At 70.7% G+C, this 12,955-nt stretch carries 13 protein-coding genes; 3 read left to right on the forward strand and 10 right to left on the reverse strand.

All coding sequences use genetic code 11. The features are described from left to right. Positions 1-78: 78 nt before the first annotated feature. From hpnH to FHR38_RS31410, 9 genes are all read right to left on the reverse strand, one after another. A complete protein-coding gene (gene hpnH, locus FHR38_RS31370) occupies positions 79-1,080 on the reverse strand; it encodes an adenosyl-hopene transferase HpnH (RefSeq protein ID WP_184538993.1) in 1,002 nt (333 codons plus the stop codon). Further along, positions 1,077-1,769: a phosphorylase family protein gene (locus tag FHR38_RS31375; protein ID WP_184538995.1), complete on the reverse strand. Its 693-nt coding sequence runs from the start codon at positions 1,767-1,769 to the stop codon at positions 1,077-1,079. The genes hpnH and FHR38_RS31375 overlap by 4 nt, the downstream gene beginning before the upstream one ends. Beyond that, the gene (gene shc, locus FHR38_RS31380; protein WP_184538997.1) at positions 1,766-3,877 is read right to left on the reverse strand and encodes a squalene--hopene cyclase; all 2,112 of its coding nucleotides are present in this window, start codon (positions 3,875-3,877) and stop codon (positions 1,766-1,768) included. The genes FHR38_RS31375 and shc overlap by 4 nt, the downstream gene beginning before the upstream one ends. Beyond that, entirely contained in the window at positions 3,877-4,926 is a 1,050-nt protein-coding gene (locus tag FHR38_RS31385; RefSeq protein ID WP_184538999.1) for a polyprenyl synthetase family protein, read from the reverse strand. The genes shc and FHR38_RS31385 overlap by 1 nt, the downstream gene beginning before the upstream one ends. Then, positions 4,923-6,272 carry a hydroxysqualene dehydroxylase HpnE gene (gene hpnE / locus FHR38_RS31390; protein ID WP_184539001.1) on the reverse strand — a complete coding sequence of 450 codons (1,350 nt, stop codon included), beginning with the start codon at positions 6,270-6,272 and terminating at the stop codon, positions 4,923-4,925. Before hpnE ends, FHR38_RS31385 begins: the two co-directional genes overlap by 4 nt. Then, positions 6,269-7,147 (reverse strand): presqualene diphosphate synthase HpnD, encoded by an 879-nt coding sequence (hpnD, locus tag FHR38_RS31395; RefSeq protein ID WP_184539003.1) that lies wholly within the window; start codon positions 7,145-7,147, stop codon positions 6,269-6,271. The genes hpnE and hpnD overlap by 4 nt, the downstream gene beginning before the upstream one ends. After that, entirely contained in the window at positions 7,144-8,034 is an 891-nt protein-coding gene (gene hpnC, locus FHR38_RS31400; protein ID WP_221449265.1) for a squalene synthase HpnC, read from the reverse strand. The genes hpnD and hpnC overlap by 4 nt, the downstream gene beginning before the upstream one ends. A 175-nt stretch (positions 8,035-8,209) precedes the next feature. Next, positions 8,210-9,052 (reverse strand): DMT family transporter, encoded by an 843-nt coding sequence (locus FHR38_RS31405; protein ID WP_184539005.1) that lies wholly within the window; start codon positions 9,050-9,052, stop codon positions 8,210-8,212. 142 nt (positions 9,053-9,194) lie between these two features. Next, a complete protein-coding gene (locus tag FHR38_RS31410; RefSeq protein ID WP_184539007.1) occupies positions 9,195-10,505 on the reverse strand; it encodes an MGDG synthase family glycosyltransferase in 1,311 nt (436 codons plus the stop codon). A gap of 309 nt (positions 10,506-10,814) precedes the next feature. On the opposite strand from FHR38_RS31410, the gene FHR38_RS31415 reads away from it, so the two are divergent. The 3 genes from FHR38_RS31415 to FHR38_RS31425 all read left to right on the forward strand — a co-directional run bounded on the left by FHR38_RS31415 (position 10,815) and on the right by FHR38_RS31425 (position 12,268). Further along, positions 10,815-11,519 carry a hypothetical protein gene (locus FHR38_RS31415; RefSeq protein ID WP_184539009.1) on the forward strand — a complete coding sequence of 235 codons (705 nt, stop codon included), beginning with the start codon at positions 10,815-10,817 and terminating at the stop codon, positions 11,517-11,519. A gap of 69 nt (positions 11,520-11,588) precedes the next feature. Beyond that, a complete protein-coding gene (locus FHR38_RS31420; protein ID WP_184539011.1) occupies positions 11,589-11,846 on the forward strand; it encodes a hypothetical protein in 258 nt (85 codons plus the stop codon). After that, complete coding sequence (locus FHR38_RS31425) at positions 11,846-12,268, forward strand: hypothetical protein (protein ID WP_184539013.1); 423 nt, start codon at positions 11,846-11,848, stop codon at positions 12,266-12,268. The genes FHR38_RS31420 and FHR38_RS31425 overlap by 1 nt, the downstream gene beginning before the upstream one ends. A 48-nt stretch (positions 12,269-12,316) precedes the next feature. On the opposite strand, the gene FHR38_RS31430 is transcribed toward FHR38_RS31425, so the two are convergent. Beyond that, positions 12,317-12,955: hypothetical protein (locus tag FHR38_RS31430; protein WP_221449266.1), on the reverse strand; the 639-nt coding region annotated here is incomplete at its 5' end.

The raw sequence follows: 12,955 nt of genomic DNA on the forward strand, positions 1-12,955 counted from the left end.
GGTCGCGTCTCGACCTGCGAGGTCCACGCGTTGGCGCGGGTCGACCGGGTCAGTTGCGCAGCACACGGGCCGACCGGGTCAGTTGCGCAGCGCGCGGATCGACTGGCGCAGCGACGACATGGTCGCCAGCACCGCCGTCGGTTCGTACCCACAGTGCGCCATGCAGTTGGCGCAGCGCGGATCCCGGCCCCGCCCGTACGCCGACCAGTCGGTCGTCTCTATCAGCTCCCGATAGGTCTCGGCGTACCCGTCGTTCATCAGATAACAGGGGCGCTGCCAACCGAAGAGCGAGTACGACGGGATGGCCCAGGCGGTGCACTGGAAGTCGACCCGGCCCTCCAGGAAGTCCAGGAACAGCGGCGAATGGTTCAACCGCCACCGGCGACGCCGCCCGTCGGCAAACGCCTTGCGGAACATCGTCCGGGTCTCCGACACACCGAGGAAGTGCTCCTGGTCCGGCGCCTTCTCGTAGGCGTACGCCGGGGAGAGCATCATCTGGTCGACGCCGAGATCGTCGTTGAGGTAGTCGAGCACCTCGATGACGGTCTGCGGGGTGTCGGTGGAGAAGAACGTCGTGTTGCTGGTAACCCGGAAGCCACGCCGCTTCGCCTCCCGCACCGCATCGACGGCCTGGTCGAAGACCCCCTCCTTGCAGACCGAGGCGTCGTGCCGCTCCCGCAGGCCGTCGATGTGCACGGCGAACGAGAAGTACGGTGAGGGCTGGAACAGGTCCAGTTTCTTGATCAGCAGCGCCGCGTTGGTGCACAGGTAGACGAACTTGCGGCGGCGGACCAGTTCCGCGACGATCTCGTCGATCTGCGGGTGCATCAGCGGCTCTCCGCCAGCGATGGAGACGATCGGCGCACCGCACTCCTCGATCGCCCCGATCGCCTGCTCCACCGGCATCCGGCGTTTCAACACGTCGGCCGGGTGCTGGATCTTCCCGCAGCCGGCGCACTTGAGGTTGCAGGCGAACAGCGGCTCCAACTCCACCAGCAACGGATAGTACGTCCGGCGGCGCAACTTCTGTTCGAGCAGGTAGCGGCCGACCCGGAGACTCTGACGTAGTGGCATGCTCATCTCGGACGTCTCTCCTTCGGAAGGGTGAGGCACACGTCTTCGACACTGGTCGTGCGTTCTCGTACCGCCCCGGTCCCGCACGAGCACGCTCCGGCCAGCGGCACCTCGGGCTCCGGGTTCGCCCCGGCCCACTGCGCCAGCGCCGGGCCGACCCGGGCCAGCGCCCGCAGCGCGCACACCACCCGGAGCAGCGTCCCGGGCCGGTACAGCGGTGTCTCCGGGCCGTCCGCGATCGCCCGTACACAGGCCACCGGCCGGTCGGCGGCCCCGGCCAGCAACGCGGCCGACTCGGTGTCGACGGCCAGCGCCCCGGTAGCGGCCAGTCGGGTACGGGCCGCGCCGTCGACCCAGCGGCGGTTGCTCACCACCGGCCCGAGATGCACCGTCAATCCGCGCCGTCGTAGCGCCCCGGCGAGCATCGGCGCGGTCGGACAGAGCAGTACGGCCCCGCCGTCGGCGAGCCGTACCTCGGTGGCGACCACCAGATCCCCGGGGCGCAGCGCCGGGGAGAGCGCACCGGCGATACCGGCCACCGCCAGTGCCGACGCGTCCCCGTGTCGGGACGCCGCACGGGCGGCCCGGGCCAACCCCGTTCCGGTACGGCGGATCGGCGCGCCTGCGGGCAGCGCGCGGCGCAGCGCCCAGGTCTCCAGTCGCATCGGCGCGAACAGGACCCAGTCCCCGGTCAACTGCCGGCTCCTCCGCCGGTCGGCAGGACACCGACGGCGCCGCCGGCCGACGGGATGCCGACGATGTCCCCGCCGGCCGACGGGATGCCGATGTTGGCCTCGGTCGACCGGGTGCCGGCGACGACGTCGGTCGACGCATCGCGGGTTCCGGCCGCGTCGAGCAGTCGGCCGAGCGCGGTGACGGGAAAGACCAGACGGTATAGGTGGTAGTTGATGTAGAAGTCACCGGGGAAGCCGGTCCCGGTGTAGTGCGGTTCGTCCCAGCTGCCGTCCGGGCGCTGGGTCTGCACCAGCCAGTGCACCCCCCGCCAGGCCGCCGCCGAGTCACCGACCCCGGCGGCGTGCAGGGCGAGCAGCGCCCAGGCGGTCTGCGAGGCGGTCGAGGCACCCCGGCCCAGCCAGTACTGGTCTCGGTAGGAGCGCAGGTCCTCGCCCCAGCCGCCGTCCCGGTTCTGCTGTCGGTGCAGCCACTGCACGGCCCGTACGATCACCGGATCGTCCGGGCGCATTCCTGCCGCGACCAGTGCCGGCACCACCGCCCCGGTGCCGTAGACGTGGTTGGCTCCCCACCGGCCGAACCAGGAACCGTCTGGCTCCTGGGCGCGCAACAGCCAGTCGACGCCACGAAGTACCGCCGTCGAGCGGACCATGCCCTCGGCGCAGAGCGCCTCCACGATATGTGCCGTCACATCGGCGCTGGGCGGGTCGATGACCTCCCCAAAGTCGCAGAACGGCAGTGACCGGGCCAGGGTCCGGGTGTTGTCCGCGTCGAACGCCCCCCACCCCCCGTCCCGGGACTGCATCCCGCACAACCACCGCAGGCCCCGCTCCAGCGCCGCCCCGACCTGTGGCCCCGGGGCGGTACGGCGCAGCGCCAGCAGCACCTCGGCGGTGTCGTCGGTGTCCGGGTAGCCGTCGTTGTCGAACTCGAACGCCCAGCCGCTGGGAGCCAGTCCCGGCCGGCGTACCGCCCAGTCGCCGGTTACCCGGATCTCCTCGTCGATCAGCCACCGGCCAGCCCTTACCAGCGCGGGGTGCTCGGCCGGCAGGCCGGCATCGGCCAACGCGACCACCGCCAGGGCGGTGTCCCAGACCGGTGACTGGCACGCCTCCAGTCGCCGTACCGGCCCGTCGGGGGTTTCCTCGCGTACGGTGAACCGGTCCAGGCCGGCCAGGCCGGTCCGCAGCACCGGATGGTCCAGCGGATAGCCGAGCAGATGCAGGGCGAGCAGTGAATAGACCCACGGCGGTTGGATACCGCCCCACGAGCCATCGGCCTCCTGCCGGGCCACCACCCACTCCGCCGCGCGACGTAGCGCGTTACGGCGCAGCAACCCGATCGGGCGGCGCTCGTAGCCGCGCAGCGCCGCGTCGAGACCATGCAACCAGCCGGCCCGACCCCGCAGTGACGGGGCACGGGGTGGGCGGGCACCGGTGCGCAGCTCGGTGAGGGAGAAACCGAGCGGACGTACCGGGCGCTGCGCCCGGACGATCGCCAGCGGCACGATCGTCTGCCGGGCCCAACAGGCGAAGTCGTAGACGTTGAGCGGCATCCACGACGGCAACAACACCACCTCCGGTGGAATGGCCGGCAGCCGGTGCCACGACCATTCCCCGAACAACGCCAGCCAGATCCGGGTGAAGACCCGGCTGCGCTCGATGCCGCCGTTGGCGAGTACGAAGTCGCGGGCCCGGACCATGTGCTCCGCGTCGACCCCGTCGCCGGCCAGCCGCAGCGCCGCGTATGCCTCGATCGTGGTGGACAGGTCCGAGGGGCCGTCGTAGAAGGTGGCCCATCCGCCGTCCGGGTGCTGCCGGCTACGGATCCAGCGGGCGGTGGGGTCGGTCTCCGCGGGCGTGAGGATGCCGAGGAACTGCCGCATGAGCAGATCCTCGGCCTCCATGGTCACGTTGGTCTCCAGTTCCCCCTGCCACCAGCCCTCCGGCTGCTGACGGGAGAGCAGGTGCTCCCGGGCGCGGGCCAGCGCCGCCTCGGCGCGGGGCCGCAGGTCGTCGTCGGGCCGCTCAGTGGTGGCGGTGGTGGTGGCGCTCCGGCCGGCGGTGGGCTCGACCGGCTTGGCACCGGCGGTGGAGAGCAATCCGGTCATCAGTACGTCCGTCCGGTCATGAAGTGTGCGATCGCGGTCAGGTCGTCGTGCAGCGGGGTCAGAGCCGCCGTACCGAGCAGGCCGGCCGCGCTCATCCGGGCGAGCTGGTCCAGTTCGGTCAGTGCCTCGGTGAGTAGCCGGTCCGCCTCCTTCACGGTCCAGTCCCGAGCCCCGGTCTCCTCGATCAACATGGCGGCCAGGGAGAGATCGGTGGGGCTCAGCTCCCCGGCGGCGCAGTACAGCTCCCGAAACTGGTCGCTGGCCGGGCCACCGGCGGTCAGCGCCCGCACCACCGTCACCGTCTTCTTCCGGGCACGCAGATCGGCGAGGACCGGTTTTCCGGTGACGGCCGGTTCACCCCAGATGCCGAGCAGGTCGTCGACGAGCTGGAACGCCAGGCCGAGACGGTCGCCGTATCGGGCCAGGCCGCGGGTGAGCGGCGTCGGCCCGCCACCCAGCACCGCGCCGAGGGTGGCGGAGCAGGACAGCAGGGCCGCGGTCTTGTTGCGGGCCATGGCCAGGCATTCGTCGAGGGTCACATCGGTACGCCGTTCGAAGGCCATGTCGGCGGCCTGCCCGGCGATCAACTGCCGGACCGCCACCGTCAGACACCGGGCGGCGGCAGCGGCATCGGGGCCGGGCAGCTCGGAGAGAACGTCTGTGGCGAGGTTCAACAACGCGTCGCCGGCCAGGATCGCCGGGCCGACCCCGAACGCGCACCAGGCGGTGGGCCGGTGCCGCCGCTCCAGGTCACCGTCGATCACGTCGTCGTGCAGCAGGGAGAAGTTGTGCACCAGTTCCACCGCGACCGCGCTCGGCATGCCGTCTTGATCGGACTTCCCGGCGGCCCGGGCGGAGAGCAGCGCCAGTGTGGAGCGCAGTCCCTTTCCACTACCCCCCTCGGTCGGTTCGCCGGTCGCATCCCAGTAGCCGATTTGGTAGCCGGCGGTCAGCCGGGTGTGCGGGTCGAGCCGGTCGAGCGCCGCGTGGATCGCGGGCCGGACGAGCGGGTCGGCCTCGGTCAGAATGTGGGGTCGCGCGACGGTCATGTCGATGCCTCCGGCAGAGTTGTCTTCGACGCGAGGTGTTCGAGCACCACGCCCGCCGCTCGCTGTCCGCTACGCACCGCCCCCTCCATCGTGTCCGGCCACCCGGTGTCGGTCCACGCCCCGGCCAGGGCCAGGCCGGGTAGCGCGGTCCGCGACGGGGGCCGAACGCTGCGCGTACCGGGGCGTTGCCGAAAGGTCGCGCGGGGTTCCCGGGTCACGAAGACCTCGTGCACGGCGGTACGTCCGGCGGACGGAAAGAGTTCCGCCAGGGCGGCCAGGTAGGTGCGGGCCAGCACCCCGGCCGGGGTGTGCAGGGCCGACTCCGCAGCGGAGATCGACACCACCAGGTACTGGCCCGGGGAGTCCGGCGGGGTCCGATCGAAGACCCACTGCACCGGCGTGTCCAGGCCGGCGGCGAACTCCAGGTCGGTGACCCGCTGCCGGTAGCGCACGTGCACGTTGACGATCGGCGCGGCACCGAGGGACGACCAGCGGGCCCGGTCCGGTACCGCCGCCTCCGGCACCAGCCGCGCCGCCTGCTGGTGCGGTACGGCGAGTATCACCGCCTCGGCGGTCACCCGGATGTGGTCGGAGCGAACCTGGAAGCCACTCGGGTCGACCGTGATATCCCGAACCCGGGTGCCGGTACGAACGTTCGCGCCCTGCTGCCGCAGCAGCCCGAGCGCCGGTACGGAGTGCAGCTCGGCCAGGGACGCGGTCGGCCGTCCGATGTCACCGGCGTCGGCCCGGTCGAACAGTCCGGTACGGAACACCCGGGCGGCCAAGGCCAGCGAGGCGTGCCGGGGCGGGGCGTTGAGCGCGGCGACGCAGATGAGTTCCCACAGTCGTTGCACGGTCTGCGGATCCTGGCCGTGGTCGGCCAGCCAGGCACCGAAGCTGATCTCGTCCGAGGCGGGGGCCTCCGGTTCGACGGCGCGCAGCGCGGAGGCTGCCCGGATCGCGGCGAACCGCTGCCGCAGCCGCAGTGGACGGTAGGTCAGCAGCGCCGGCAGTAGATGTGCTGGTGCGGGCAGCCGGCGATCCCGGGTCAACGTGTGCGGCGGTGCGCCGGGCCGCAGGATCGGTACGGTGAACGCCTCCTGCATCGCGGTGCGTTCCGTCGTACCGAGGCGCCCCAGCAGGTTGCGGTATTCCTCGTAGCAGCGCAGGAAGACGTGCTGGCCGGTGTCCACCGCGAGGTCGCCCCGGCGGAACGAGTAGGTCGCCCCGCCCAGTGCGGGGCGGGCCTCCAGCAGGGTGACCCGGTGGCCGGCGTCGGTGAGGCGCAGTGTCGCCGCAATACCGGCGAGCCCACCACCGATGACGCAGACGTGCCCGGCCTTCACGCGGTGCTCCGGGCCATCGCCCGTGCCGCGACGTACGCCTTCTCCCAGCCGGTGAGCGCTACCCGACGGCGGGTGACCGCGAGCGGGTCGGTGATGATCCGGGCCAGCAGACGGTGGTAGATGCCGGCCATCGCGGCCACACAGGCGGCACTTCGCCGGTCCAGCATGGGCAGCAGTCCGAGCCCGGTCCGGTAGTAGCGTTCGGCACGGTGTGCCTGGAACCGGAGCAGTTCGACCAGTCGGTCGGGTTTGTCGCCGAGTCCGCCGTCGGCGGTCAGCTCCAGCCGGCAGCCGAACTGGTCGAGGTCCTCGCCGGGCAGGTAGACGCGGTCCTGGGCCCGGTCTTCGAGGATGTCGCGCAGGATGTTGGTCAGTTGCAGTGCGATGCCGAGGGTGTCGGCCAGTTCGCTGGCCTCGGTCCGGGAGACGGACGGACGGATGTCGAAGACACCGAGGGAGAGTCGGCCGATCGAGCCGGCGACGCAGCGGCAGTAGCCGGTCAGTTCCTCGAAGGAGTCGTACGGGGTGCCCTGCACGTCGGCCACGCAGCCGTCCACCAGCTCGTCCAGGGCGGCGAGCGGGATGGGTAGCCGGTTCGCCGCGTCTGCCAGGGCCAGCAGTACCGGGTCTTCGGTGTCTCCGGGGAGCTGGTGCAACGCGGCACGGATCTGGTCGAGCCGGGCCAGTTTGGTGGCGTCAGGCAGGTCCCCGTCGCCGATGTCGTCGATCCGCCGGGCGATCGCGTACACGGCGCAGAGCGCGCTTCGCCGTTCCGGCCGGAGCAGCCGGATTCCGTAGTAGAAGTTGCGGGCCTGGTTCCGGGTGATCTGTTCGCATTCTCGGTAGGCCAGCATCAGTCGGGGGTCGCCGGTCATCCGGTCCTCCCCAGGAGCGTCCGGAGCAGTTCACCGACCAGGGTGGCGCGAGTGGCCCGGGGTGGTCCCGGCAGCGGGTCGTGGTCGCACCGGGCCAGCGCCCGTAGTGTGGCCCGGCCGCCGGCGACGTAGCCGCTGACGGCGAGTCGGGCCCAGCCCCGTAGTTCGGCGACGAGCGGCGCGCCGGCGTCGAGTTCCGCCCTGGCCCGCTCGGCCTGCTGCTGGATCACATTCCGCAGGCCGGCACTGGCGTACGACGCGTCCAGGGCCGCCTCGGGCACTCCGGCACGAACCAGGTCGTCGGTGGGTAGGTAGATCCGCCCTCGCCGCCGGTCCTCCGCGACGTCCTGAAGGTGCTCGACGATCTGTAGTGCGGTGCAGATCCGGTCCGAGAGGGCCACCCGCCGCGGCGATGCTTCGTCGAAGATGTGCAGGACCAGCTCCCCGACCGGATTGGCGGAGAGATGGCAGTACGCGACCAGGTCCTCGAACGACGGGTACCGGACGACGGACTGGTCGCGCTCGTTGGCGGTGATCAGCCGGAGCAGGGGCTCCATCGGCAGTTGACAGGCCGCGGCGGTCGGTGCCAGCCGGATCAGTGCCGGTGTGGTCGGGCGGCGGCCCGAATACATGTCCCGCACCTCGTCGGCCAACTCGGCCAGTCGGGCCAGCCGACTCACCGGGCTGTCGACCACACCGGCGTGGCCTGGTTCGTCGCCGATGTCGTCGACAAGGCGCGCATAGCCGTACAGGGCGTGCAGATGCTGCCGGATCGCCTCGGGCAGGATACGGAGCGCGACGGGGAAATTCTCGCCGGCCCGTACCGTATCCGGGTCTCGCCGATCGAGGGCGGGATCCGGCGGCGGGCTGGTCACACTGTCAGTCACAGCGAGCACATGCTTCCTCTCACGGCTGGTTCGAACACCAGGGAGAAGCCGTAGTCATTCACTTGCACTGAGTAGTTGTTTCGGAGCCTAGCCGACATCCCGCACGAATGGCTGGCAACACCCCGAAATCGCTCCTTCTCAGGGAACATCCTGGTAAGGCATGGTTTAGCCAGCGCTACTTCGACCGGGTTGTGGTGGTCAGCCAGATGCCGACGACCATGACCACCACGGCCACGATCTCGATCGGCAGGCGTATCCCGTCGAACGAGAGCTGTTCCTTGAACGCGACCACGCCGATGATGACGCCACCGAACGGGTCCAGCAGCGTGATGGCCGTCAACGGGGCGGCGATCGGCCCGGCCTGGAGCGCGTTCTGGTTCAGGATGAACGCGCTGATCCCCACCACGAGCAGTCCGTAGAGGTGCCAGTCCGCGAACAGGGACAGCGGATCGTCCGTCACCTTGGTGGCGACGTCCTTCAACAGGCCGGCGGCCAGGGCGTACAGCAGTCCGGTGGCGATGCCGAGCAGGGTGCCCCGGCGGGCCCCGTTGACCCGCCAGGCGAGAGCGAGGCATACGCCGACGAGGACCCCGACCACGCTCACCACCGCCAGCCAGGCCGCCAGGGAGGGGCTCGACACACCGGCCTTCGGGTCGGCGGCAACCAGAAAGGCGGTCAGCCCCGTGGCCCCGACCGCCACCACGACGAGGTCCCGCCTGTGTGGCCGCCGCCGTTCCAGTGCCGCCTCCAAGGGGATCGCCATGAACAACCCGCTCATCAACAGTGGCTCCACCAGCGCCAGCGGACCGGCCCGCAGTGCGAGCGCCTGTAGGACGGTGCCGACGACATCCGGGACGCTGCCGAAGAGCCACATCGGCCGGCGAAGCAGACGGGTCAGCAACCGTGGGTCGAGCGTCCTCGTCGGTCGTTCCTGCTTGGCGGCATGCTGCTCCAGTGCCGAGCTCAACGCGAAACAGATGGCGGCACCGATGCCGAACAGGATGGCAGCGACGTTCATGGCGTGCCTCCCTGGTATCGGGCAGACCGACTGGCCACCGCCGATGCAGGCATCAGGCCGGCCGATACGGTCGGGGCGAGAGCCAGGGCGACCGGTCGGGTCGGGGCGAGAGCCAGGGCGACCGGTCCGGCCGGTTGGCTCATCAGCCGCTCCGCTTGCCGGCCCGCGCTGGCGTCCGGGTCCGATACCGACGCGGCGACCGGCCCCGGCGCACACCCCACCCGGTCAGCATCCGGCTGGCCACGTCGGCCACCATCCCGGAGCGTAGGGCGCGGAGCGTGTGGCTGGATGACGGTATGAACAACGCCCGTTCCTCCCGCCGGACAAGCTCATTGATCCACTGGGTCGGGTCCGACTCGAACAACCGCAACCCGGCCTCCCGCTGTCGGCTCCCCCGCTCACCCTCGATGAGTTCGTCGAGGATGGGGCCAAGTTCCTTACGCCGACGTATCCAACTCGACACACCAGCCCGCGCCATCGTGACGGCGTTCGCCCTGCCGTGGCCCGGGATCGGACGATAGGTGGCGACAGGCACCCCGGTGGCCATCGCCTCCAGTGCGGTGAGGCCCCCCGCGTTCTCCACCAGCACGTCGGTGGCCCGCAACAGGTCGGCCATGTCGTCCACCCAGCCCAGGACGTACCCCAGCCCCAACCGTCGGAGCCGGCGATACAGCGGCGCGTTGCGGCCACACACCACCACCGGAACCGCCGCCCGGCTACGGATGATCTCCGCGGCGGTTCGTTCCACCTCCCCCACGCCCCACGAGCCGGCCACCAGCAATGCCAGCCGCCCCTGGGCAGGTAGTCCGAACCGCTGCCGGGCACGGACCCGCGCCCGCGCCGACCCGGGCCTGAAGCGGTCGGCAACCATACGGCCGGTGACGTGCACGTTCCCGGCTCCCAGTGCGAGCGCCTCGGACCTGGTGGTGCCGTGGGCGGCACAGTGCAGATCGACGCCGGGCGACACCCAGATCCGATTGACCGCAAAATCGGTCAGATAGGTGACCACCGGTACGGAAAGTCGTCCGTCCCGGCGCAGGGGCCCGAGGATCTGGCTGGCGATCGGATAGGTGGACACCACCAGTCGGATGTCGGCCGGCAACCGGTCCAGGATCCGCTGGCGGGCCGGACGCAGCAGGAAGCGAGTCGCCGGGGCGGAGCCGACGAACGTGTTCCCGATCGCGAACAACAGGCCGTACACCCACGATGCCCGGGTGAGTATTCCCCGGTAGGTGCCCCGGAGCACCCTGCCCAGCCCCCAGGGCAGGACGTCCGCGAGGTCGTACAGCCGGACCTGGAAGCCGTGCGTCCGTAGCCGGTCGGCCAACTCGTTGGCCGCTCCGTCGTGTCCGGCACCAGCGCTGGCCGAGAGGATGATCACCGAGCCGGCCGGTACGGCACCATCTGAATTCGCCGGGACGCGGCGATCAATGCCGTTCGGGTTGAACGTCATCCGGCCATCTACCCGAGCAGCAGGCGAAGAATCCCCGAAATCGTCTCGGATGCGAACGCCACGCAACCTACCTACCCGACACACGGCTCTATCGGGGACGAACAGCCACTCTCACCTCTATTCCCCGGCCTACGCCTGTCGGGGTGGCGACAACCTGCCGCGCACGTCAGGAATGCGACAGCCATCGACATTGCCTGATCAAAGTCGGTGGATAAGGCTGCGATCACCGCTGCGGGCGGCATCTCCCGGACTCGTCGGAGCTCGGGCTCCGGCCGGCGGCCAACAACCACACGACCAGGAAGGCTGACCATGGACGACACGCGCCATCCGGTCTCCCGCCGGGGACTGCTGGTGGGGACGACGGTGGTCTCCGCACTCACCCTCAGCGTGCCGGCCGGCGGCCCGGCGCGGGCCAATCCGTCCACCGGGCCGAGTGGTGAACTCGTAACCCGAGATCGGATCGCCGCAGCCCGGACCCGGCGGCCCGGCGGTGGTCCGGCTCCGTTGCGTTACACGCCGGACTTCCACGAACGGTTGACCGAGTGGCTGCGCTTCTGGTGGGCCAACACGCCACGCCGGTGGGTGACTCCCCTGGAGGTGGTCGCGGAGACCACGGCCGACGGGCGAGCCCTGCTGTTGACCGGCATCAGTCATCTGCACCGGGGCCGGGCCGAAGACGGTTTCGATGCCCGGCGGCCTGATCCGGCGTACTGGGCGACCCTGTCCAGCCTGCACCACCACTTTCCGGTCGTCCGGCCTGAGCCGGCGGCCGGTCGGGTGCGGGTCGAGGACGGGGTCTCCGGCTTCACCAACTCCGCCGAGCAGGTCGACTTTGCCGTGCACGCCTGCCGGGCGGTGTGGGGCTACTCCGCCACGACGACCGACAACTGGCCGGAATACGGCGACCGGGCGCTACGCCGGGCCGCGCAACAGGTCGAGGTCAGGACCCGCGCCGGCTGGGCCGCCTTCACCCGAGCCACCGTACGACTCGGTCTCGGCACCGAGTCGTACTAGAAGAACCAACCGGGCGTACGGAAGAACAGCGCCCGGTCGGACCAGGAGAAACCGAACCGAGGGGGCACCATGGCAAGGAACGAGTTCCGATTCGTCGTCGACGGGGTCGAACTGGACGAGGTGCAGCGGGCACGCATCACCGGAGAGATCCAGAAGGCGGGGTTGGCCGCCCTGCACGTCGTCCAGGCACGCCTGGACAGCCCGGTGACCGTCGGCCACGGCAACATCAAGCTCCGACCCGAGTGGAACGGTCTCTGGGTGCTCAGCGGCGAGCGCGCACGGGAGATCGGCGCGAAGATCAACGACATCGGTTTCTTCCTCGACTGATGTCCGACGAATCGCGGCGTGCCGACCCGCCGGAGCGAATGTGCCCGAGCACTCCACGGGAGAACGCCACCGTCTTCCTCGGGATGATCACTCCGGCGGGTCGGGTCGCCTACGTCACGCCGGCGGTGCCCGCCCAGGTCGTACTCGACGACCAGGCCGACGCTGCCGACCAGGACAAGCCTGCCGGCCCGGTCGAGGCACGCTACCGGCTCGCCGGCCCGTGTGTCACCACGTCCTGCGGTTTCTGGACCGGTGACCACTGTGGCCTGGGGGCCCGGCTCAGCGCCTCCTATCAGGAAACCGTTACGCAGCAGGAGACGGGGCTGCCCCGGTGCGCGATCCGGCGGAGTTGCCGCTGGTTCGCCGAGCAGGGACCGGCCGCCTGCGGTCCCTGCTCGCACGTCATCACCGACGCCCGCTGAGGGCACCGTCGGTCCCCGGCGCGGCACGCCGGGGACCGGTTCGACCGGTCAGCCCTGTTGCAGCGAATGCGCGAACCGGGCGGTGCGCTCGGCCAGCCACAGCCATCGGCGCTGGACCTCGCCGCTGGTGGCCGCCACCTGGTCGAGTGCCTCACCCCGCACCCGGGTCAGGGCCGACGCGGTGGCGGCAGGGTCGTCCAGTACCCGCACGCCGGCCTGGAACGCCGCCGCCTCCGCCTCACCACCGAACCGGGGTGCCACCTCGTCCTGCCAGAACGACTCCCCGCTGCGGTTCGGGTCCCAGGTGAACCGGGCGTACGCCAGATAGTTGATCTCGTTGGTGGGGTGATAGGCGGAGGGCTCGGCGAAGATCGTCAGTACCCGCATACCCGCCGCCCCGCTCCGCGTCGCCATGTCGGCGAACATCTCCGGTGCCCAGGCGTGCCGCTGCCGGTTCCACTGCGATCCGGCGTGGGTACGCAGCACGTTCGTCCGGTGTGGCAGCCGGGCCACGTGTTCGGCGGTCAACTCGTCCCGCCGGTCGTACCAGAACGCCCGGTTGACGCAGTACTGGTAGGCCACGTCGTCGGGCAGGTCGGCCAGCGGCTTCTGTGCGTCCAGGTCGAAGATCTCGCCGTCGTCCTTCAGAGCCATGCGTACCGGTGTGGCAGTTGCTCGGCGGTCAGA

The sequence above is a fragment of the Micromonospora polyrhachis genome (assembly GCF_014203835.1).
In the GTDB taxonomy this organism is placed as follows: Bacteria; Actinomycetota; Actinomycetes; order Mycobacteriales; family Micromonosporaceae; genus Micromonospora_H; species Micromonospora_H polyrhachis.